This is a genomic window from Cupriavidus sp. UBA2010, from assembly GCF_002335265.1.
GTDB lineage: Bacteria > Pseudomonadota > Gammaproteobacteria > Burkholderiales > Burkholderiaceae > Cupriavidus > Cupriavidus metallidurans.
In genome coordinates this window covers 102,916-123,629 of the sequence record NZ_DDCI01000009.1, presented here as the reverse complement: position 1 = coordinate 123,629, position 20,714 = coordinate 102,916, and the positions used below count along the sequence as shown (strand labels likewise).

The following is a 20,714-nucleotide window of genomic DNA, read 5'->3' as shown; positions in this document are numbered from 1 at the left end:
ATAGACGTATAGGGGTGATCATGCAAAGCGAAACCGCCAACCAGGCCAACGCGGCACGGGCCGCGTGGCTGAGGATTCTGGCGCTGGCCCAATCGGATGCGCTCGATGCGGCCTACTCGCAGCTCGGCGACGTGGCGGCACTGCCCGGCTACCGGCTGCTGCGCAAGCCCGAATCGGGCATGGCGATGGTCCGGGCCCGCGCGGGTGGCACCGGTGCCCAGTTCAATCTGGGTGAGATGTCCGTCACGCGCTGCGCCGTGGTGCTCGACGAGACCGAAGGCCAGGCCGCCACGGCTGGCGTGGCCTACATACAGGGACGCGGCACGCGCCACGCCGAACAGGCCGCCGTGCTCGACGCGCTGCTGCAGCGCCCGGCCTGGCACCAGCGCGTGCATGACGTGGTCATCGCGCCGCTTGCACAGGCCCTGACCGAGCGCGCGGCCCACCAGGCCGCCACCGCCGCGCAAACGCGCGTCGAATTCTTCACGATGGCCCGCGGAGAGGATTGAGATGCCATCCACCCAGTCAATGACCACCGCCCCCGCCACCTCGCTGCTGCCGGGTTTCGATAACCCCGTGGACGACGCGCAACAGGTGTTCCGAGCGGCGCTCGAAGCATTCGCCCATCCGGGCCGCCTGGAAACGCTGCCCGTGACGAGCGGCCAGCCCGAGGGGCTGTCCCCGGCGCTGACCGCCCTCCTGCTGACGCTGGCGGACCCCGACACCCCGGTCTGGCTGCCCGCCGATGTGCCCGCTGCCGCGCGCGCGTTCCTGCGCTTCCATTGCGGCTGCCCGCTCGTGGACAACCTGGGCGAAGCCACCTTCGTCTGCATCCCCGCCGGCCATGCGATGCCCGCGCTCGCCGATTGCGCGCAGGGCTTGCCCGCCTACCCGGACCGCTCCGCCACGCTGCTCGTGGAAGTCGCCTCGCTGCACGCGGGCGACACGCTCACGCTGCGCGGCCCCGGCATCGAAACCACGCAATCGCTGTGCGTGACCGGCCTGCCCGCGGACTTCCGCGCAAGCTGGCGCGCCAACAACACGGGCTTTCCGCTCGGCGTGGACCTGCTGCTGGCCAGCGGCGACGAATTCTGCGCGATGACGCGCACCACGCACGTGGAGGACTGAGATGTACGTAGCCGTCAAAGGAGGCGAACGCGCCATCCTGAACTCCTACCAGATGCTCGACGCCTATCGTCGGGGGGACACGTCGGTACCGGAAATCACACTCGAACAGATCCGCGAACAGATGCCGCTGGCGGTATCGCGCGTGATGGCCGAGGGTTCGCTCTATGACCCACGCCTGGCCGCGCTCGCGCTCAAGCAGGCTGCGGGTGATCAGATCGAAGCGATCTTCCTGCTGCGGGCCTATCGCACCACGCTCGCGCGCTTCGGTTATACCCAGGCGCTGGATACCGGCAAGATGCGTCTGCAGCGCCGGATCTCGTCGACGTTCAAGGACGTGCCCGGCGGGCAAGTCCTCGGGCCGACCTACGACTACACGCAGCGTCTGCTCGACTTCACGCTCGAAGCGGGCCGCGACCCCGCGCCGCTAGCGCCCTCGCCGGAACCGCTGGCCCCGAACATGCCGCGCGTCACCAGCTTGCTGGAAGCCGAATCGCTGGTGGAAGCCGACGCGATTCCTCCGGGCGACCCCGCCCCGCCGGACCTGACGCGCGAACCGTTGACGCTCCCCGCCGAGCGGCCCGCACGCCTGCAGAACCTGGCGCGCGCCGATGAAGGCTTTCTGCTGTCGATGGGCTACTCCACGCAGCGCGGCTATGGCAATTCGCACCCGTTCGCCGGCGAGATTCGCTATGGCAGCACCGAAGTCGAGATGTTCATCGAGGAACTCGGCTTCGCCATCACCATCGGTGAAGTGGAAGTGACCGAATGCCAGATGGTGAGCCAGTTCGCCGGCAACGCCGACGAAGCGCCGCGACTCACGCGTGGCTACGGGCTCGTGTTCGGCTACAACGAGCGCAAGGCGATGTCGATGGCGCTGGCCGATCGCGCGATGCGCGCGGAAGAGCTCGGCGAGGCAGGTGACGCACCGGCCAACGATATCGAATTCATGCTGTATCACAGCGACAACGTCGAAGCGTCCGGCTTCGTGCAACACCTGAAGCTGCCGCACTACGTGGACTTCCAGGCCAACCTCGAACTGCTGCGGCGGCTGCGCGCCGAGCAACAGGGCGCGGCCACCGATGCGCCGGCCGAAGACCAACCCCAGGAGGAGTCGCTGGCATGAACGCCACCGCTACCGTCGCGCGCGACGAACACTACAACTTCGCCTATCTGGACGAATCGACCAAGCGAATGCTGCGCCGGGCGCTGCTCAAGGCCGTTGCGATCCCCGGCTACCAGGTGCCGTTCGGCAGCCGTGAAATGCCACTGCCGTATGGCTGGGGCACGGGCGGCATCCAGGTGACCGCCGCGATCATCGGCCGCCAGGACGTGCTCAAGGTCATCGACCAGGGATCGGACGACACCACGAACGCGATCAACATCCGCCGCTTCTTTGGCCGCGTGACCGGCGTGCAGACGACCGAACGCACCACCGACGCCACCATCATCCAGACGCGCCACCGCATCCCGGAAACGAAGCTGAGCGCGGGCCAGACGATGGTCTACCAGGTACCTATTCCCGAGCCGCTGCGCTGGCTGGAGCCGAGCGAAACCGAAACGCGCACGATGCACGCGCTGGCCGAATATGGCTCGATGCACGTGAAGCTCTACGAAGACATCGCCCATCACGGCCATATCGCCACCACTTACGACTACCCCGTGATCGTCAACCAGCGGTACATGATGCGGCCTTCGCCGATCCCCAAGTTCGACAACCCGAAGCTCGACCGTAGCCCCGCGTTGATGCTGTTCGGCGCCGGGCGCGAGAAGCGCGTCTATGCCGTGCCGCCGTACACCACGGTCAAGAGCCTCGACTTCGCCGATCATCCGTTCACCGTGGAAAAGTGGTCGAGCTGCTGCGCGCAATGCGGCGCCATCGACAGCTATCTCGACGAGATCATCACCGACGATGCCGGCACGCGCATGTTCGTGTGCTCGGACACCGAGTACTGCGCCGACCGCCAGGCCGCGCAGGCGGTGAAGCAGGCCGCAGGAGGTGCCCAATGAACGCGACGCCTCTGCTCTCCGTACGCGACCTGACGCACACCTGGGACGGCGTGCATGGCTGCCACGATGTCAACTTCGATCTCTATCCGGGCGAAGTGCTCTGCGTGGTTGGTGAATCGGGCTCGGGCAAGAGCACGCTGCTGCAAGCCCTGTCGATGCAGGTCAAGGCGCAGCGCGGCAGCGTCAGTTACGACATGCGCGAATCGGGGCTGACCGATCTGGCCGGACTGTCGAGTGCGCGGATGCGTCTGCTGGCCCGCACGGACTGGGGCTTCGTGCGGCAGCACGCCCGCGATGGCCTGCGGATGCAGGTGAGCGCCGGCGCCAATATCGCCGAACGCCTGATGGCCGTCGGCAATCGCCACTACGGTGACCTGCGCGAGATCGCGGGTGTCTGGCTCGAGAAAATGGAAATCGACCTCGCCCGACTGGACGATGTGCCGACCACGTTCTCGGGCGGGATGCAGCAGCGTCTGCAGATCGCGCGCAACCTGGTCACGCATCCACGCCTGGTGTTCATGGACGAGCCGACCGCATCGCTCGACGTCTCCGTGCAGGCCCGGCTGCTCGACCTGATGCGCCGCCTGGTCACCGACCTGGGCCTGGCCGCGATCCTCGTCACGCACGACCTGGCCGTCGCACGCCTGCTCGCGCACCGCACGCTGGTCATGCAGGGCGGCCGCGTGGTCGAACAGGGCCTGACCGATCAGATCCTCGATGACCCGCAGCATCCGTACACGCAGTTGCTGGTCTCCTCCATCCTGCAGGGATGATCATGATGCAATCCAACAACCAGAAACTGATCGAGGTCCGCGGCCTCGGCAAGATGTTCACGTTGCACAACCAGGGTGGCATTCGCCTGCCCGTGCTGCGCGCCATCGACTTTGACGCCTCGCGTGGCGAATGCCTCGTGCTGTCCGGCCGTTCCGGCACCGGCAAGAGCACGCTGCTGCGCTGCCTCTACGGCAACTACCTCGCGACCGAAGGCACGATCCGCCTGCGCGACACGAGCGAGGCCAGCGAGCCATGGGTGGAACTGACCAACGCCCCGGAGCAGCGCGTGCTCAAACTGCGCCGCGATGTGATCGGCTATGTCTCGCAGTTCCTGCGTGCGATCCCACGCGTCTCCGCGCTCGACGTGGTAGCCGATCCACTGCAGCAACGCGGCGCCAGCCACGAGGAAGCCCGCGCCCGCGCCGCGACGCTGCTTGAACGGCTGAACCTGCCACGCCGCCTTTGGGATCTGCCACCCGCCACGTTCTCCGGCGGCGAGCAACAACGCGTGAATATCGCGCGCGGCCTGATCGGGGGCCATCCGATCCTGTTGCTCGATGAGCCCACTGCATCGCTCGACGCCGACAACCGGGCGGTGGTGATCGAACTGATCCGCGAAGCGCTGGCCGAGGGCCGCTCGCTAATCGGCATCTTCCACGACGAGGCCGTGCGCGATGCGGTGGCCACGCGGATGCTGCCGCTGCAGCCGGCTACGGGGCTTGCCTGAACCTGAACTGGAACCGGACATGCCTACCACTTACCTCACGCACGCGACGCTGGTACTACCGGATCGCGTCCTGCACGACAGCGCAATGCTGATCGCCGATGGCCAGATCGCCGCCATCGAGCCAGCTTCCGCCCCGGCCGACGCCGAGGTCATCGACCTGCGCGGCCACACCGTAATGCCCGGACTGATCGACGTCCACTGCGACGCCATCGAAAAGGAAGCCGAGCCACGCGCCAATGTGCTGTTCCCGCTCGACTTCGCAGTGGCGCAAGTCGACCGCCGCAATGCCGCGGCCGGCATCACCACGCCGTACCACGCGTTGTCGTTCGCCAGCAACCAGTTCGGCGTGCGCAACAACGAGACCGCCGCGACGCTGGTGCGCACCGTGGCCGCGTATCGCGCGCACAGCCTCGTCGACAATCGCATCCACTGCCGCTATGAAGTCACCGATAACGCCGCCGTGCCGGTGCTCGAGATGCTGATGGCCGAAGGCGTGGTCGACCTGCTGTCGGTCATGGACCACTCGCCCGGCCAGGGCCAGTTCAAGACGCTCGATGCTTACCTGTCGTACATGATGGGCAATCACGGCATGAGCCGCGAGGAAGCCGCCGACGCGGCTGCGAAGAAGTCGGCCGAGTTGGCCGGCGCGACCGAGCGCGTCAACCGTCTGGTCTCGAAGGCGCACGAACTCGGCATCCCCACTGCCAGCCACGACGACGACTCTCCGCAACGCATCGCCGCGATGCACGCGCTGGGGGTTCGCATGAGCGAGTTTCCGATCAACGTGGAGACGGCGCGGGCCGCCTCGGCCCACGCGCTCCCGACAATCCTCGGCGCACCGAACGTGCTGCGCGGCAAAAGCCAGAGCGGTTCGATGCGTGCGATCGATGCGATTCACGCCGGCGTCGGCCACATCCTCTGCTCGGACTACCAGCCGTCCACACTGATCGCGGCGGCATTCGCCGCATCGCGCCTCGCCGATCTTCCGCTCGACCGGGCGCTGGCGCTGGTCACGTCCAATCCGGCAGATGCCTGCCTGCTGGACGATCGCGGCCGGCTGGCGCCGGGCAAGCGCGCCGACGTCATCGCCGTGGGCAGCATTGCCGGGCAGCCGATGGTCACCCATACATGGTCAGCCGGACGCCTGGTGTTCGCGGCGGGATATCCGATGGTGCAGCCTGCTGCGCCGCGTGCCACTGAGATGCAAGCGGTGGCTTGACATGTGATGGGCCATTGAGAGGCCTCGCCCTCTCCCCCCAGCCTCTCGCCCGCAGGCGGGAGAGTTGCCGGGGAAGAGGGTGGGTGCCCCCGACGCGGGCACATCCGTTGAGTATAGGTTCCGCTCCACCGCCCATACGCTAGGACTTCCACGGAACATATCCTGCTGGCCTTTGCAGCGGCATCCCCTACAGTAGATGAGCGGGTCGCGTGAAGGGGGCCAATATGACGTTAAGAAATGCAATGCCAGCCATGCTGGCTGTTTTTTTGTGCGCCGCCTGCGTCGAAGCGTTCGCTCCGAAAGGGCCGCCCACCTACACCGGCCAGCTTCCCGCTCCCTACGCCTCGAAGACCCCCGAAATCGCCGTGCGCGCCACACCGATCGCGGCGCACGAGATCGACATCTCCGGCATCTGCCGACGCACCGAGGAAGATGGTTTCCGCGAGGACGCGACAGTGCGTGTCTCGCACAATGCCGTGGAATCGCTGACCTGGAAGCTGTGGGTATCGCGCCGTGGCTGGTGCCACTTCGACCTGTCGGAATTCAAGCAGGTACAGCAGACGCCACACATCGAACTGCATGCGATAGATGGCAGCGGCTGCACGCTGATGGTGTGGCAGGACCCGCGCCGTATCACGCTGGCTCATGCCCGATGCGAGAAGCACTGCACGCCGGGCATCTACGACCAGGCGTGGCCTGTGCTGTTCGACCCTAAGAACGGCGGCTGCGCGCAGATCCGCTGAGCCCCCGAGCCCCTGAACCGCTGAGCCGCCGAATCGCCCTACTTGGCCTTCGGCACGCGCCCCATCAGGAAGAACTGCTCGTTCGGACGCATGCCGATCGTGTTGGCCATGCGGTTGGAGAGCCCGAAGAACGCCGTGATGGCGGCGATGTCCCACGCGTCCTCGTCGTCAAACCCATGGGCGCGCAGTGCCTCGAAATCGGCTTCGCCGATCGTATGCGAGTCCGTGCAGACCTTCATCGCGAAGTCGAGCATGGCGCGCTGGCGCGGCGTTATATCTGCCTTGAGGTAGTTCACCGCGACCTGATCGGCCACGAGCGGCTTCTTCTCGTAGATGCGCAGAATGGCGCCGTGGGCCACCACGCAGTAGAGACACTGGTTCACGCCCGACGTGGCCACCACGATCATCTCGCGGTCGCCCTTGGTCAGGTTGCCGGTTTCCTTGAGCATCAGCGCGTCGTGATAGGCGAAGAACGCGCGGCACTCGTCGGGACGATGGGCCAGGGCCAGGAAAACGTTGGGAACGAAGCCGGCCTTCTCCTGGACTTCGAGCACGCGCTGGCGGATGTCGTCCGGCAGGTTTTCGATGGCGGGAACCGGATATCGGCTGATGGGTTGGGTCATGTCTGTCTCCTCAGCGGGGTATGTTCCCCTGTTGGTACATGCCCGGCCGTGACCCCTCGTCACGGCCGTCGAATCACGAACAGCTTATGCCTGTGACGCGAACTGGATGCGATGCAGGCCCGCGTACAGGCCGTTCTTGCCGATCAGCTCGGCGTGGCTGCCCTGCTCGGCTACGCGGCCCTGCTCCAGCACCACGATCCGGTCGGCGTTCTCGATCGTCGACAGGCGGTGCGCGATCACCAGCGTGGTGCGACCGACCATCAGCGATTCCAGCGCGGCCTGCACCTGACGCTCGGACTCTGAGTCGAGCGCCGAAGTCGCCTCATCGAGGATCAGGATCGGCGCATCCTTGTAGATCGCTCGCGCGATGGCCAGACGCTGGCGCTGACCGCCAGACAGCTTCATGCCGTTGTCGCCGATGTTCGTTTCGAGCCCTTCCGGCAGGCCCTTGACCACGTCGGTCAGGTAGGCAGCCGCCAGCGCGCGTTCCACGCGGGCCATGTCGATTTTCTCGCGCGGATGCACACCATAGGCCACATTGGCGGCCACGGTGTCGTTGAACAACACCACATCCTGGCTGACGAAGGCGATCTGGCGACGCAGGTCGGCCAGCGCGAAACGGTCGATCGGCTGACCGTCGAGCAAGATGTGACCCTCGGTCGGATCGAAGAAGCGCGGCACCAGGTTCACGAGCGTGGTCTTGCCGCTACCCGACGGCCCCACCAGCGCCACGACCTCGCCCGGCGCAGCACGCAGGCTGACATGGTTCAGCGCGGCGCGCGCGGCATCGCCATAGCGGAAGCCGACATTGTCGAACACCAGATCGCCACGGGCCCGCTCCAGCGGCAGGCCACCGTTCTGCGGCTCGATCGGCTCGTCGATCAGGCCGAAGATCATCTCGGCCGCGGTCAGGCCGCGCTGCAGCGGCTGGTTCAGGTCGGCCAGATGCTTGAGCGGCGAGATCAGCAGCAGCATCGCCATCACGAAGCCGGTGAAGCCACCGATCGTGGTCTGGTTGCCCTGCGCCTGGATCATCGCGATCGTCAGGATCACGGACAGCGCCAGCGATGCCAGGAACGCCGTCACGGGCTGATTCAGGCCACCGGCCACGGCCATACGCATCGAGTAGCCGCGCAGCCGCTCGGCCATCGCCTCGAAACGCGACATTTCGTACGCTTCGCCACCGTGCAGCTTGACCACCTTGAACCCGCCCACGGATTCCTCCACCACATAGGCGGCGGTGTTGGTCAGCGCCTGATGCTCACGGTTCAGGCGACGCAGGCGGCGGTTGACCTTCGACATCACGAAGCCGATCGCCGGCAGCAGCACTGCCACCACCAGGGTCAGCTTCCAGTTCGTGTAGAACAGGTAGATCAGCAGCGCCACCACGGTCAGCGAGTCACGCACCAAGGTGATCAGCACGCCGGTGAGGATCTGCATCACCTGGTTCACCTCGAAGATCACGGCATTGATCAGCGAGGCAGCGGTATTGCGGTGGAAGAACAGCGCCGGAGCGTGCAGCATCCGGTCGAACATCTGCATCCGCATCTTCAGCAACACGCCGTTCGAGATCTGCGAAAGCAGGTAGCCCGAGGCGAACTGCGCCAGGCCGCGCACCAGCGCCACGCCCACCAGCAGCGCGGGCACATGCCAGAGCTTGCCGGCGTAGCTGCCGCCGAAGCCCTTGTCGAGCAGGTCGTTGACGACCTTCGGAATAATCCCTTCGCTGGCCGCCACCAGGCCCATGGCGATGATGGCCAGCACGAAGTTGCGCTTCTCGGGCTTCAGATAGGCCCAGACGCGCTTGAGGGTATCGGATTCCTGGGGCGTTTGTTGTTTGTTGTCGGTCACGTTCGCTCCACTTGCCAACGGGAAAGGGACGCCGGGGCGACTGCCGCTAGAATGGCGGGCAGCGTCGGCGTGCGGAATCCCATTGCAAGCATCTCTATGAAAATCTCTGTCGTACTGATCACTAAAAACGAGGCACACAATATCCGGGAGTGCCTCGAGAGCGTCTCCTGGTGCGACCGCGCGATTATAGTGGACTCCGGCAGCACGGACGGCACGGTGGAAACTGCCCGCGCCATGGGCGCGGAGGTCCACCAGACCGCGACGTGGCCCGGCTTCGGTCCACAGAAAAACCTCGCCCTGTCCAAGGCACAAAGCGAGTGGGTACTCTCCATCGACGCCGACGAGCGCGTCACGCCGGAACTGCGCGACGAGATCCTGGCAGCCATCGCATCGGGTCAGGCCGACGCCTACGACATGCCCCGCCTGTCACGCTTCTGCGGCCGCTTCATCCGGCACAGCGGCTGGTACCCCGACCGCCTGACCCGCTTGTTCCGCGTGGGAAAGGCCAGGTTCACCGACGACCTCGTGCACGAGAACGTCGTCACCGACGGCCCGATCGCGCACCTCCGGAATCCGCTGCTGCACTACACCTACGACGACTTCTCGCAGGTGCTGCGCAAGGTCGACCAGTATTCAACGCTGGGCGCCACGCAGGCATTCCAGCGTGGCAAGACCGCCACGCCGGCCAGCGCGTGGCTGCATGGCAGCTGGGCATTCCTGCGCACCTACCTGCTGCGCCGCGGATTTCTGGACGGCCCGCAGGGCTTGGCCATCGCGCTGATGAACGGTCAGGCCAGCTACTACAAGTACATCAAGCTGTGGCTGCTGCAACAGCAGGCACGCCAGCCCGCCGCATCAGGCGATCCGCAAGCACACTAAACGCCTGGGCCGTCGGCCTGAAGCCCATCTGCTCGATATGGGTTGCTGCGTGGGCCAGCAGTGACTCGCGCAGCGCAGCGTCCTGCAAGCCACGCCTGATCGCCGCCGCAAGCTGCGCGGCATCGCCCACCGGCACCAGCAGCCCGGCGCGGCCATCGTCGAGGATCTCGCGCGGCCCCGTCGGACAATCGGTGCTGACCACCACCTGCCCTACCGCCAGCCCTTCGAGCAGCACATTGGGCAAACCTTCCATCTTCGAGCTGAACGCCAGGAGCCGTGACTGGCGAATCCAGGCATGGGGGTTCGACTGGAAGCCAGCAAAGGTCACGCGATCGGCGATACCGAGCGATGCGGCCAGCGCCTCGAGTTGCGGCCGCGATGCGCCATCGCCGACCAGCACCAGATCCTCGTCGATACCTTCCTTCGCAAGCTGCGCATAAGCGTGCAGCAGCGTCGTGAAATCCTTTTGACTCTCCTCGAGCCGACCGACGGACACGATGTACGGTCCCGCCGGCTGCGCAGAAGCATCGAGCGGCGCGTTCGCCCTGGCGCGGATGCTGTCGAGGTCGATGGTGTTGTAGAGCCGCACGAGCTTGTCCGCCACATCGGGAATCAGCGCCCGCGCATCGTTCAACATGCTGTCGGTCAACATCACCACGGCCGCGTAGTCGGTGCGGCACTGGTGCCGAAGCTTGCGCAGCTTGCGCCGATGACCCCGCTCCAGGTGCGCCACGCTGAAGTGCTGGTATCCCATCATCGGGACCGGCAGCGGACCGGTGATGCGCGACAGCGACATGTCGTAGTCGACCACCACGTCATAGCCCTGCGCCAGCACCTGCCGGAAGCGGCGATTCATCAGCGGCTTGCGCACGGGCGGCAGCAGCACTTCCTCATAGATCTTTCCAAGCGGCCCGAGCTTGCGCGCCTTCTTGAGCTGGCGGCAATGCGAAAGCCAGCGTTCGGGCGCCAGCACCTGAAGCTTCACGCCGACCGGCAGCCGCGCGCGGAAATGGGTCTCGAGCGCCTCGGACGGATACGTCACCGTCAGGCCGATCTCGAACCCTTCCCGATCCAGCGCGTTGATCAGCGACACCAGCGACGTTTCGATCCCGCCGTGCAGGAAGTGCGTGACGTGAAACAGGACGCGCGGCTTGCGCTCGCCCTGCACGACCGGCGCCTTCGTCGGATCAGCCATACAACACGCGCACGGTATCGCCCAGGGCGGTACGCAGGCTCGTCAACGCTTCCTCCGAAGGCGTGATCTGCCATTGGTCGCCCAGCATCGCCTCGCACTGCGCGGTCTTGTTGACATAGCTGATGCGAACCGGCACGCCGGGGGTCTGCGACACGTGGGCCAGGTACGGCGTCAGCAGCTCGCGCAGGCGCTCCGTCGAGGCATTGCCGTTGAAGCCGAGGCACACGGCATCGGCGTAGCGGGCGCGCGCGGCAACGAGGTCCTGCACCGAATCCGCCGTAAAGCGCACGCCGCCTGTGAAGGTGTCGTGGCGCGCATTGCCCTGCGCGATCAGCAGTTCGTCCTCGCGGAACATGTGACGGTTGGCGTCGTACAGCTCGTTGAACACCGTCATTTCGATCTGCGCGGTGCCATCGTCAAGCAGCACGATGATCAGCTTGCCGCGCTGGGTCATCTGGGTACGGATGCCGGTGATCACGCCGGCAATCACCTTGCCGCGCACGTCGCGGCCGTAGCCACCGCCATTGCCCTGCACTTCCTTTTCGAGCGCGGCAAGCGTGCCCTTGACGAACCGGCGCACCTCGTCGCGCGACGCATCGAACAGGTGACCGGAGAAGTAGTAGCCGAGCGCCTGCTTCTCTTCCTGCAGCGTGCGCTTGGGTGTCCAGCACGGCTCATCCACCAGTTCGGGGCGATGCGACGCGCCGGCGTCATCCATCAGGTCGAACAGCGACACCTGGTTGGCCGACTCGGCCTTCTGGTCGGCCGCCTCCATCGCGATCGATACCGAGGCCAGCAACTGGGCGCGATTGTCGTTGAGACTGTCGAAAGCGCCGGCGCGAATCAGCGCCTCGATCGTGCGGCGATTGACCTGGCGGCGGTCCACGCGCTCGCAGAAATCAAACAGGTCGTCGAATGGCCGCTCTTCCCGCGCGCGCAGGATGTCCTCGATCGCCCCCTGGCCCGAACCCTTGATGCCACCCAGGCCGTAGCGGATGGTCTTCGCATCGGTCGGCGCGAAACGGTACTCGCTGGCGTTGACGTCCGGCGGCAACACTTCGATCTTGTTCAGGCGGCAGTCCTCATAGAGGATCTTGACCTTGTCCGTGTCGTCCATGGCCAGCGACATGTTGGCTGCCATGAATTCGGCCGGATGATGCGCCTTGAGCCAGGCCGTGTAGTAAGCCAGCAGCGCGTAAGCGGCCGCGTGCGACTTGTTGAAGCCGTAGCCCGCGAACTTCTCCATCAGGTCGAAGATGTCGTCGGCCTGCTGGGCGGTCAGCCCGTTCTTGTCGGCGCCCTCGCGGAACATGTCGCGGTGCTTGGCCATTTCCTCGGGCTTCTTCTTGCCCATGGCACGGCGCAGCAAGTCGGCGCCACCCAGCGAGTAGCCGCCGATGATCTGCGCCATCTGCATCACCTGCTCCTGGTAGACCATGATGCCGTAGGTCTCCTTGAGCACGGGTTCGACGCGCGGATCGGGATATTCGACCTTCTCGCGGCCGTGCTTGCGGGCACAGAAACTCGGAATGAGGTCCATCGGGCCCGGACGATACAGCGCCACGAGCGCGATGATGTCCTCGAAGCGGTCAGGCTTCGCGTCCTTGAGCATCCCCTGCATGCCGCGGCTTTCCAGCTGGAACACCGCCACCGTGTTGGCGCTCTTGAGGATGTCGAATGCGGGGCTGTCGTCGAGCGGAATCTGGCTGCAGTTCCAGTCGGCCTTGCTCGGGTCGAGCCGGCGGATGTACCGCTCGGCCCAGTCGAGGATCGTCAGCGTGGTCAGGCCCAAGAAGTCGAACTTGACCAGGCCGGCCGCTTCCACGTCGTCCTTGTCGTACTGGCTGACCACGCCGCTCATGCCGTCCGTGCCCTGCGTGTAGAGCGGGCAGAAATCGGTCAGGCGGCCGGGGGCGATCAGCACGCCGCCAGCGTGCATGCCGACGTTACGCGTCATGCCTTCCACACGCTGCGCCAGTTCCAGCAACTGGCGCACTTCCTCTTCCGTGCGCTCGCGTTCGGCCAGCGCCGGTTCTTCCTTCTTCGCTTCCTCCAGCGTGACCAGCTTGCCGGGCTTGAACGGAATCAGCTTGGCCACGCCATCGACAAAGCCGTAACCGAGATCCAGCACCCGGCCCACATCGCGCACGGCCGCCTTGGCGGCCATGGTGCCGAACGTGGCGATCTGCGACACGGCGTCCTTGCCGTATTTCTCCTTCACGTACGTGATCACGCGATCGCGGCCGTGCTGGCAGAAGTCGATGTCGAAGTCGGGCATCGAGACCCGCTCCGGATTCAGGAATCGCTCGAACAGCAGCGCGTACTTGAGCGGATCGAGATCGGTAATGCCAAGTGCGTAGGCCACCAGCGAACCCGCGCCGGAACCCCGGCCCGGCCCCACCGGCACGCCATTGTTCTTGGCCCAGTTGATAAAGTCCGCCACGATCAGGAAGTAGCCCGGGAAACCCATCTTGATGATGGTGCCGGTCTCAAACTCCAGACGCGCGTAGTACTCGGCACGCTTGCTCTCGCGCTCGGCTTCGTCCGGGAACAACACCAGCATCCGCTTTTCGAGACCCTCCTTGGCCATGAACACAAGGTAGTCGTCGAGCGACATGCCATCAGGCGTCGGGAACAGTGGCAGGCGTGGCTTGCCCAGCTCCAGCGTCAGATTGCAGCGCTTGGCGATCTCGACGGAGTTCTGCAGCGCCGACGGGATATCCGCGAACAGCGCGGTCATCTCGTCCTGGGTCTTGAAGTACTGGTCGGTGGTGAACTTGCGCGTGCGGCGCGGATTGGCGAGCAGTTCGCCCTCCGCGATACAGACGCGCGCCTCGTGCGCCGTGAAGTCGTCCGGCGTCATGAATTGCACCGGATGCGTGGCGACAACCGGAAGCTGCATTGACGCGGCCAGTTGCACGGCCTGCGGCACGTAGGCGTCGGTGCCAGGCTGGCCGGCACGTTGCAGTTCGATGTAATAGCGTTGCGGGAACACCCGGGCCCAATGCTCGGCGGCACGGCGCGCCGCCTCGACATTCCCATTGGCCAACGCCTGGCCGACATCGCCACCCATCGCGCCTGAGAGCGCGATCAGGCCGGTGGCCAGCGGCAGGCCTTCCTCGCCCGGCTCCTCGAGCCAGCCGGGCTCGAACTCGGCGCGGCCACGATGCTGGTTGCCAAGCCATGCGCGCGACAGCAGCGTGCACAGGTTCAGATAGCCGATGCGGTCCTGCACGAGCAGCAACATGCGCGCGGGCTTGTCGCGATCTTCGGCATTGGTCAGCCAGACGTCAGCGCCCACTACCGGCTTGACGCCCCCACCACGGGCCTCCTTGTAGAAGCGGATCAGGCCGAAGGCGTTGGCGAGGTCGGTCAGTGCGAGCGCGCCCATCCCATCGCGGGCGGCGGCCTTGACGGCATCGTCGAGGCGGACGATGCCGTCCACGATCGAATACTCGGAGTGCAGGCGGAGGTGTACAAAGCGGGGTGCGGACATAGGGCGCCATTGTACCGGCTCCCCCATCGCCGCACTTGGGGGTTTTTGCGCAGGCGCAATGCGAAGCGCCCCCGAAGAGGTGTCGGGATGCGGCCTGAGGGGCTATAATTTCGCCTTTCCAATCAGGCAGTTATCGAGCACCCTCGTTTCGGGTGCCCGGCCCTGGCAGCGTCACCCATGCAGATCGTCAATATTTCCGCTTACAAGTTCGTCACGCTCGAAGACATCGAGACCCTGCGCCCCGTCATGCGCGAGCGCTGCGACGCGGCCGGCCTGAAGGGCACGATCCTGCTCGCGCCGGAAGGCATCAACATGTTCCTGGCCGGCACGCGTGAGCAGATCGACGAATTCATGGCATGGCTCCACGCCGATGCTCGGTTCGCGGACATCGCGTCGAAGGAAAGCCTGTCGGAAAATCAGCCCTTCAAGCGCATGCTGGTGCGCGCCAAGAAGGAAATCATCACGATGAAGATGCCGCTGATCCGCCCCGAGGCTGGACGCGCGCCTTCGGTGCGCCCCGTGGATCTGAAGCGCTGGCTCGACCAGGGACATGACGACGAGGGACGCCCGGTAGTGATGCTCGATACGCGTAACGCATTCGAGGTGGCGGTTGGCACCTTCGACAAGGCGGTGGAGTACGGTATCGACAAGTTCAGCGAATTCCCGCCAGCCGTGGCGGAGAACATGGCCGAGTTCGAAGGCAAGACCATCGTGTCGTTCTGCACCGGCGGCATCCGCTGCGAGAAGGCCGCCATCCACATGCAGGAAGTGGGAATCGACCACGTCTACCAGCTCGAGGGCGGCATTCTGAAGTACTTCGAGGAAGTCGGCGGAAGCCACTACAACGGCGACTGCTTCGTGTTCGACTACCGGACCGCGCTGAATCCGAACCTGGAACCCGCGGGGCCGGTTCAGTGCTTCGCGTGCCGCGCAGTGGTCACGCCCGAGGAGCAGCAGCACCCGAAGTACGTGGTGGGCAAGAGCTGCCCCCACTGCACCGACACCGCAACTCAGGCCGCGGCCTGACGAAGACCGATGGAGCGGGCGGCGGCGCGGCTCAGGCCGCGAGCAGGTGGTAGAGATTGCGCAGCATGCCCGCCGTCGCGCCCCAGATAAAGCGCTGACCGCCGCCTTCGCGCGGGTAAGGCATGGCGTAGAACATGCGCTCGCCGCCTTCCCAGCGGAACAACCGGCGCTCATGCCGGGCAGGGTCCATCAGGAATGCCAGCGGCACTTCGAAAATATCGGCCACCTCGCGCTCATCGGCACGGAGCGTGAACCCTGAATGCACCAGTCCGACAACAGGGCTGACGTGATAGCCGGTACCGGTGATGTAGTCCGGTAGCGATCCCAGCACTTCGACGTAGTTGCGGGTCAGCCCGATCTCTTCCTCGGTTTCGCGCAACGCGGTGGCGATGCGATTGGCATCGTAGGTTTCCTGCCCGCCTCCCGGAAAACTGATCTGCCCGGCATGGGCATTCAGATTCGCATTGCGCTGGGTAAGCAGCACCGTCAGACCATCCGAACGCTCAACCAAGGGCACCAGTACCGCCGCTTCACGCAAGCCGCGGGTCCGGTCGTACACACGGGATTCATCGGTCAGTTCGGGTTCCCACGCCGGTGGCGCAAGCAGACGATGCCGGATGAAATCCGGTCTCATGCGCGGCGTGGAGAGGGGGGCGTGGCGGCTATCGGTCTCGATGATCGGTAGCGTTTCAGGATCGAATGTTGGACGCATAGCGCTTTCAAGTATGACAGAAGCGCGTAATGTTGCACGGCAGCAAGAACGCTTGGCGTTGCGCCGCCGCCAAACAAAAAGGACACCCGAGGGTGTCCTTCGCAATCCGGCACAGCGCCAGTTACCCGGCGCCTGACAGGGAAAGCTTATTCCGCGGCAACGGCGGCCGGCTTGGCCTTCATCACCAGCTTTTCCTTGATACGTGCCGACTTGCCCGAGCGCTCGCGCAGGTAGTACAGCTTCGCGCGACGTACGTCACCGCGACGCTTCACTTCGATGCCGGCGATCAGCGGCGAGTACAGCTGGAACGTACGTTCCACGCCTTCACCCGACGAGATCTTGCGCACGATGAAGGACGAGTTCAGACCACGGTTACGCTTGGCGATCACCACGCCTTCGTAAGCCTGCACGCGCTTGCGATTACCTTCAACCACGTTCACGTTGACGATAACGGTATCGCCAGGCGCGAATGCGGGGATGGTCTTATTCGCGGTCAGACGCGCGATCTCTTCCTTCTCGATTTGCTCGATGATGTTCATCGTTTTCTCCATAACCATCGTGCCAGCGTTGGATGCCCCAGACACTTGCTGGGCCCCGGCAGAGGATGGGGTTTTCACTTGGCGGGAGCGAACTCCTGCCCTGCTTTCGCCGCCAGTTCCGACAAGAACTTCTCGTCGGCCTTGGACAACAATCCTTGCTCGCGCGCGGCCACGATCAGGTCGGGACGCTTGCGTGCGGTATTGGCCAGCGCCTGCCGGCGCCGCCACTTCTCGATCTCGGCATGATGGCCCCCGAGCAATACATCGGGCACCCGCACACCTTCATATTCTTCCGGCCGCGTGTAATGCGGACAATCGAGCAGGCCATTGACGAAACTGTCCTGGACCGCCGACTGCGCATCGCCCAGCACGCCAGGCAGATGCCGCACCACCGCGTCGATCAGCGCCATCGCCGGCAATTCGCCACCCGACAGCACAAAATCGCCGAGGCTGATTTCCTCGTCCACGCGACGATCGATCAGACGCTGGTCGATCGCTTCATACCGGCCGCATAACAGCACCAGGCCGGGCCGTTGCGACAACGCCATGACCTTCTCGTGCGTCAGCGTCGCGCCTTGCGGCGACATCAGCACCACGTGCGGCCTGCCAACACCTGCATCCGACTGCGCCGCTGTGGCGGCGTCGATCGCGTCCTCGAGCGGCTTGGCCAGCATCACCATGCCGGGTCCGCCACCATAGGGCCGATCGTCAATCGTCCGGTAGTTGTCCACGGTGAAATCCCGCGGATTCCAGGTACGCAACGCGTAGCGCTGCTGCTTGGCTGCCCGGCTGGTGATGCCCCAGTCGGTCAGCGCGCGAAACATCTCGGGAAACAGCGTGATTACATCGAACTGCATCCGCGCCTCCCCTGACACTTCAGTAATCGAGCCCCCAGTCCACAACGATCCGCCTGGCCGGTGTATCCACCGTCCGCAGGAACGCGTCGACAAACGGGATCAGCCGCTCAGCGGCCTTACCGTCCGGCAGCTCGTAGGCCACCTGAAGGATCTGATGGGCGCCATTGTCGATCAGGCCGGTCACCTCGCCGAGCGATTCGCCCTGCTCGTTGACTACGGCACAACCAATAAGGTCGACCCAGTAAAACTCACCCTCTTCCGCCGCGGGAAAATCCGCGCGCCGGACCCAGACACGACGCCCCTTGAGCATTTCGGCCACACCGCGGTCCGAAACGCCGGCCGGCTGCGCAACCACGGTACCGCTGTGTTCACGCGACTGGGAGATCTTGATGCTGACAGCCTCGGCCGACTGCGCCGGCGCCGACACCACGCCGGCCGGCGGCGCGCGAAGCAGCCACCAACGGCGGGCGTGGAGCAATGCGGAGGCGTCGTCCGCATGTGGCTGGACCTTGATCCAGCCTCGGATACCATAAGCCGCGCCCACATAGCCAACCTCGACCAGATCGTCGGGCAGGCTGTCCGTGAACAACAGCGCGGCGGGCAGTTTTTCCTGCCGGCCGGAGGCACCGCCTTGCGTGGCGGCCAGATTCAACGGCTTGCGGCCAGGGGCATTGCCAGTCACTTTAGCGGTGCGTCAGTTCTGCATCGGCGCGCCATACGGGCACGCCGCGCAAGACCTATCAGGCTGCAGCCTTGCCGGCTTGCTTGACCAGGCGGGCAACGGTCGGCGACAGTTGAGCGCCAACGCCTTGCCAGTAGGCCAGACGGTCCTGCACAACGCGCAGGCCCTCTTCCTTGTCGGAAGCCAGCGGGTTGTAGAAGCCAATACGTTCGATGAAACGGCCATCGCGACGGTTGCGCGAATCGGTAGCAACGATATTGAAGAACGGGCGCTTCTTGCTGCCGCCGCGAGCCAGACGGATTACGACCATGTTAATTCCTCGAAAAAACGGGAGCGTGCGAACACGAAACGCAAGAGTATAGCCCACTTCCCGAGCCCAAACAAACACTTAGGACTTTCCCGCCCTGTTCGGCTCCATCGGTGCGCTTTTGACGCAACATGCGGCCAGCCAGACCGTGGCGAAAACCGTGAACCGGAGGCATGACATGCGGCCAAATCGACACATTGCGAATTACCTCGCGAAATTCCTCTGCAGGCTGGCGCTACTGGGTGCCGTCTGGTCTGCGGCGACGGCGCAGGCCGCCCTGCCGATCGACGAGATCCGGCTGCCGCCGGGCTTCAAGATCGAAGTGCTCAGCGACGACGTGCCCGGCGCGCGAGCCATGACGCTGTCGCCGAAGGGCACGTTGTTCGTGGGCAGCCGCGCGGAGGGCAAGGTATATGCGTTGGAGTCGCCGCTCGGCCCACATCCGAAGACGCGCGTCATCGCGTCCGGACTCACGATGCCCGTGGGCGTCGCCTTTCGCGATGGCGCATTGTATGCCTCATCGACGTCGCGCATCGTACGGCTCGACAACATCGAGGGCCGTCTTGACGACCCGCCGCGCCCGGTCACTATCAGCGACAAATTTCCGACCGAAACCCATCACGGCTGGAAGTTCATTGCATTTGGACCTGACGGGTATCTCTACGTGCCCGTCGGCGCGCCATGCAATATCTGCGCGCCGGATGAGAACCGCTACGCGAACATCATGAAAATGAAGCCCGACGGTTCCGACCTGCGCGTGGTGGCCCGGGGCGTGCGCAACACGGTTGGCTTCGACTGGCACCCCATCACGCACGAACTGTGGTTCACGGACAATGGGCGCGACTGGCTCGGCGACGACCAGCCCGACGATGAACTGAACCGATTGACGCGTGAAGGCGAGCACTTCGGCTTTCCGTATTGCCACGCCGGCACAATTGCCGACCCCGAGTTCGGGAAACAGCGCCCGTGTTCGGCGTTCACTCCGCCAGTCGCCAAGCTGGGGCCACATGTGGCCGCGCTCGGGATGCGCTTCTACACCGGCACGCAGTTTCCGCCGGAATACCGCAAGAACAACATCTTCATCGCCGAGCACGGTAGCTGGAACCGATCCACTGCCATCGGCTACCGGATTGCGCGGATCGTGCTCGATGATGATGGGCGCGTCATTCGCCAGGAGATTTTTGCCGAAGGATGGCTGCGCGACGGCAAGGCGTGGGGTCGCCCGGTCGACGTGCAGGTGGCAAGCGACGGTTCGCTGTTGGTTAGCGACGACAAAGCCAATGCGATTTATCGCATCCGCTACGCGCCCTGAAACCGCTTCGATACCGCGCCAATGCTGGCCTGGCGCGGCATCGAAGTAGACGCGCCAAAGCTGACAAATTTGACGAAACAATCCGTTACACCGGTAACGGGATTGGCATTGGCGGTCACACGGCCCCTGCGTACCATGAACCCAACTCCTGACTTCTCTCAGCAACAGGACCTTGGGATTCCGCATGTTTACCCGCCCCCTCCTGCGCCTTATGGTGGCTGGTACCGTGGCTGTTGCCAGCCTTGGCGGCAGCATTGCAGTCAGCCACGCGCAAGTCGCCTTCTGGCATCACAACCGCACCGATCGCACGGTGCAGGCGGTGCGTTCTGCCAACGGATGGGAGATCGCCAGCGTGCGGGCGGAAAATCGCGATCATGTGCAGGCACAGATTGATCGCATGGAAGCAAGGGCCCGTAACGACGACCGTCTGAGCGGGCGCCCCGCCAGCCCCGGCGGGCGCGACGACGAGCAACGCGCACACCAGCCCGGTGGCGGCGATCGCAACAGCCCCGGCGAAGCCACGCTCCGAAATGCCGAAGCACACCCCGGCAATGTTGGCCCGGGATGGCAGGCGCGCGGACGGGACGGCGGACGCTAGCCGCGACGATGGCTTGTCACGTAACCGGAACTTCCACGC

General features: G+C 65.0%; 21 protein-coding genes. 12 read left to right on the top strand and 9 right to left on the bottom strand.

Annotated features, from left to right (window positions below; all coding sequences use genetic code 11):
- Positions 1–20 precede the first annotated feature (20 nt).
- The 8 genes from phnG (at position 21) to B2246_RS03865 (ending at position 6,598) form a co-directional block, all read left to right on the top strand.
- A complete protein-coding gene (phnG, locus tag B2246_RS03900) occupies positions 21–509 on the top strand; it encodes a phosphonate C-P lyase system protein PhnG (protein ID WP_080709667.1) in 489 nt (162 codons plus the stop codon).
- A gap of 1 nt (position 510) precedes the next feature.
- Positions 511–1,128, top strand: coding sequence for a phosphonate C-P lyase system protein PhnH (gene phnH, locus B2246_RS03895; protein WP_286879757.1), 618 nt, complete (start codon positions 511–513; stop codon positions 1,126–1,128).
- Between the two features lies 1 nt (position 1,129).
- Positions 1,130–2,251, top strand: coding sequence for a carbon-phosphorus lyase complex subunit PhnI (locus tag B2246_RS03890; RefSeq protein ID WP_286879755.1), 1,122 nt, complete (start codon positions 1,130–1,132; stop codon positions 2,249–2,251).
- Positions 2,248–3,135 carry an alpha-D-ribose 1-methylphosphonate 5-phosphate C-P-lyase PhnJ gene (locus B2246_RS03885; protein ID WP_286879752.1) on the top strand — a complete coding sequence of 296 codons (888 nt, stop codon included), beginning with the start codon at positions 2,248–2,250 and terminating at the stop codon, positions 3,133–3,135. Before B2246_RS03890 ends, B2246_RS03885 begins: the two co-directional genes overlap by 4 nt.
- Complete coding sequence (gene phnK / locus B2246_RS03880) at positions 3,132–3,908, top strand: phosphonate C-P lyase system protein PhnK (protein WP_286879750.1); 777 nt, start codon at positions 3,132–3,134, stop codon at positions 3,906–3,908. Before B2246_RS03885 ends, phnK begins: the two co-directional genes overlap by 4 nt.
- 2 nt (positions 3,909–3,910) lie before the next feature.
- On the top strand, positions 3,911–4,636 hold the full coding sequence (phnL, locus tag B2246_RS03875) for a phosphonate C-P lyase system protein PhnL (RefSeq protein WP_286879748.1): 726 nt from the start codon (positions 3,911–3,913) through the stop codon (positions 4,634–4,636).
- Between the two features lie 19 nt (positions 4,637–4,655).
- The gene (locus B2246_RS03870; protein ID WP_286879746.1) at positions 4,656–5,855 is read left to right on the top strand and encodes an alpha-D-ribose 1-methylphosphonate 5-triphosphate diphosphatase; all 1,200 of its coding nucleotides are present in this window, start codon (positions 4,656–4,658) and stop codon (positions 5,853–5,855) included.
- A gap of 224 nt (positions 5,856–6,079) precedes the next feature.
- On the top strand, positions 6,080–6,598 hold the full coding sequence (locus B2246_RS03865; RefSeq protein WP_035881542.1) for a hypothetical protein: 519 nt from the start codon (positions 6,080–6,082) through the stop codon (positions 6,596–6,598).
- Between the two features lie 38 nt (positions 6,599–6,636).
- On the opposite strand, the gene B2246_RS03860 is transcribed toward B2246_RS03865, so the two are convergent.
- A complete protein-coding gene (locus B2246_RS03860) occupies positions 6,637–7,221 on the bottom strand; it encodes a peroxidase-related enzyme (protein WP_186426369.1) in 585 nt (194 codons plus the stop codon).
- 84 nt (positions 7,222–7,305) lie between these two features.
- Positions 7,306–9,072, bottom strand: a complete 1,767-nt coding sequence (msbA, locus tag B2246_RS03855) for a lipid A export permease/ATP-binding protein MsbA (protein WP_035820263.1) — start codon at positions 9,070–9,072, stop codon at positions 7,306–7,308.
- Between the two features lie 96 nt (positions 9,073–9,168).
- Between msbA and B2246_RS03850 the strand changes: the two genes are divergently transcribed.
- Positions 9,169–9,951: a glycosyltransferase family 2 protein gene (locus B2246_RS03850; RefSeq protein ID WP_035881566.1), complete on the top strand. Its 783-nt coding sequence runs from the start codon at positions 9,169–9,171 to the stop codon at positions 9,949–9,951.
- Here the strand turns inward: B2246_RS03850 and B2246_RS03845 are convergent.
- Together B2246_RS03845 and dnaE are read right to left on the bottom strand one after the other, a co-directional pair.
- Positions 9,884–11,146 carry a glycosyltransferase gene (locus tag B2246_RS03845; RefSeq protein WP_008643712.1) on the bottom strand — a complete coding sequence of 421 codons (1,263 nt, stop codon included), beginning with the start codon at positions 11,144–11,146 and terminating at the stop codon, positions 9,884–9,886. The genes B2246_RS03850 and B2246_RS03845 overlap by 68 nt on opposite strands.
- Positions 11,139–14,642, bottom strand: coding sequence for a DNA polymerase III subunit alpha (gene dnaE, locus B2246_RS03840; protein ID WP_286879743.1), 3,504 nt, complete (start codon positions 14,640–14,642; stop codon positions 11,139–11,141). The genes B2246_RS03845 and dnaE overlap by 8 nt, the downstream gene beginning before the upstream one ends.
- Before the next feature lie 177 nt (positions 14,643–14,819).
- On the opposite strand from dnaE, the gene B2246_RS03835 reads away from it, so the two are divergent.
- The gene (locus B2246_RS03835; RefSeq protein WP_286879742.1) at positions 14,820–15,668 is read left to right on the top strand and encodes a sulfurtransferase; all 849 of its coding nucleotides are present in this window, start codon (positions 14,820–14,822) and stop codon (positions 15,666–15,668) included.
- Positions 15,669–15,699: 31 nt separating this feature from the next.
- On the opposite strand, the gene B2246_RS03830 is transcribed toward B2246_RS03835, so the two are convergent.
- The 5 genes from B2246_RS03830 to rpsP form a co-directional block, all read right to left on the bottom strand.
- Positions 15,700–16,380 (bottom strand): CoA pyrophosphatase, encoded by a 681-nt coding sequence (locus B2246_RS03830; protein WP_008643707.1) that lies wholly within the window; start codon positions 16,378–16,380, stop codon positions 15,700–15,702.
- Positions 16,381–16,526: 146 nt separating this feature from the next.
- A complete protein-coding gene (rplS, locus tag B2246_RS03825) occupies positions 16,527–16,919 on the bottom strand; it encodes a 50S ribosomal protein L19 (protein ID WP_008643705.1) in 393 nt (130 codons plus the stop codon).
- Between the two features lie 74 nt (positions 16,920–16,993).
- A complete protein-coding gene (trmD, locus tag B2246_RS03820) occupies positions 16,994–17,776 on the bottom strand; it encodes a tRNA (guanosine(37)-N1)-methyltransferase TrmD (RefSeq protein ID WP_008643703.1) in 783 nt (260 codons plus the stop codon).
- A gap of 19 nt (positions 17,777–17,795) precedes the next feature.
- A complete protein-coding gene (gene rimM / locus B2246_RS03815) occupies positions 17,796–18,458 on the bottom strand; it encodes a ribosome maturation factor RimM (RefSeq protein WP_035881535.1) in 663 nt (220 codons plus the stop codon).
- A 58-nt stretch (positions 18,459–18,516) separates the two neighbouring features.
- Positions 18,517–18,768, bottom strand: coding sequence for a 30S ribosomal protein S16 (gene rpsP, locus B2246_RS03810; RefSeq protein ID WP_008643697.1), 252 nt, complete (start codon positions 18,766–18,768; stop codon positions 18,517–18,519).
- A 175-nt stretch (positions 18,769–18,943) separates the two neighbouring features.
- Between rpsP and B2246_RS03805 the strand changes: the two genes are divergently transcribed.
- Together B2246_RS03805 and B2246_RS03800 are read left to right on the top strand one after the other, a co-directional pair.
- A complete protein-coding gene (locus tag B2246_RS03805) occupies positions 18,944–20,077 on the top strand; it encodes a PQQ-dependent sugar dehydrogenase (RefSeq protein WP_286879738.1) in 1,134 nt (377 codons plus the stop codon).
- Positions 20,078–20,261: 184 nt separating this feature from the next.
- Complete coding sequence (locus B2246_RS03800; protein ID WP_186426366.1) at positions 20,262–20,675, top strand: hypothetical protein; 414 nt, start codon at positions 20,262–20,264, stop codon at positions 20,673–20,675.
- Positions 20,676–20,714: the final 39 nt, after the last annotated feature.

What these genes read in the sequence shown, in the direction of transcription:
- phnG (WP_080709667.1), top strand. Translation starts at nt 21, where the DNA reads ATGCAAAGCGAAACCGCCAACCAGGCCAACGCGGCACGGGCCGCGTGG.
- phnH (WP_286879757.1), top strand. Translation starts at nt 511, where the DNA reads ATGCCATCCACCCAGTCAATGACCACCGCCCCCGCCACCTCGCTGCTG.
- B2246_RS03890 (WP_286879755.1), top strand. Translation starts at nt 1,130, where the DNA reads ATGTACGTAGCCGTCAAAGGAGGCGAACGCGCCATCCTGAACTCCTAC.
- B2246_RS03885 (WP_286879752.1), top strand. Translation starts at nt 2,248, where the DNA reads ATGAACGCCACCGCTACCGTCGCGCGCGACGAACACTACAACTTCGCC.
- phnK (WP_286879750.1), top strand. Translation starts at nt 3,132, where the DNA reads ATGAACGCGACGCCTCTGCTCTCCGTACGCGACCTGACGCACACCTGG.
- phnL (WP_286879748.1), top strand. Translation starts at nt 3,911, where the DNA reads ATGATGCAATCCAACAACCAGAAACTGATCGAGGTCCGCGGCCTCGGC.
- B2246_RS03870 (WP_286879746.1), top strand. Translation starts at nt 4,656, where the DNA reads ATGCCTACCACTTACCTCACGCACGCGACGCTGGTACTACCGGATCGC.
- B2246_RS03865 (WP_035881542.1), top strand. Translation starts at nt 6,080, where the DNA reads ATGACGTTAAGAAATGCAATGCCAGCCATGCTGGCTGTTTTTTTGTGC.
- B2246_RS03860 (WP_186426369.1), bottom strand. Translation starts at nt 7,221, where the DNA reads ATGACCCAACCCATCAGCCGATATCCGGTTCCCGCCATCGAAAACCTG.
- B2246_RS03850 (WP_035881566.1), top strand. Translation starts at nt 9,169, where the DNA reads ATGAAAATCTCTGTCGTACTGATCACTAAAAACGAGGCACACAATATC.
- B2246_RS03845 (WP_008643712.1), bottom strand. Translation starts at nt 11,146, where the DNA reads ATGGCTGATCCGACGAAGGCGCCGGTCGTGCAGGGCGAGCGCAAGCCG.
- dnaE (WP_286879743.1), bottom strand. Translation starts at nt 14,642, where the DNA reads ATGTCCGCACCCCGCTTTGTACACCTCCGCCTGCACTCCGAGTATTCG.
- B2246_RS03835 (WP_286879742.1), top strand. Translation starts at nt 14,820, where the DNA reads ATGCAGATCGTCAATATTTCCGCTTACAAGTTCGTCACGCTCGAAGAC.
- B2246_RS03830 (WP_008643707.1), bottom strand. Translation starts at nt 16,380, where the DNA reads ATGCGTCCAACATTCGATCCTGAAACGCTACCGATCATCGAGACCGAT.
- rplS (WP_008643705.1), bottom strand. Translation starts at nt 16,919, where the DNA reads ATGAACATCATCGAGCAAATCGAGAAGGAAGAGATCGCGCGTCTGACC.
- trmD (WP_008643703.1), bottom strand. Translation starts at nt 17,776, where the DNA reads ATGCAGTTCGATGTAATCACGCTGTTTCCCGAGATGTTTCGCGCGCTG.
- rpsP (WP_008643697.1), bottom strand. Translation starts at nt 18,768, where the DNA reads ATGGTCGTAATCCGTCTGGCTCGCGGCGGCAGCAAGAAGCGCCCGTTC.
- B2246_RS03805 (WP_286879738.1), top strand. Translation starts at nt 18,944, where the DNA reads ATGCGGCCAAATCGACACATTGCGAATTACCTCGCGAAATTCCTCTGC.
- B2246_RS03800 (WP_186426366.1), top strand. Translation starts at nt 20,262, where the DNA reads ATGTTTACCCGCCCCCTCCTGCGCCTTATGGTGGCTGGTACCGTGGCT.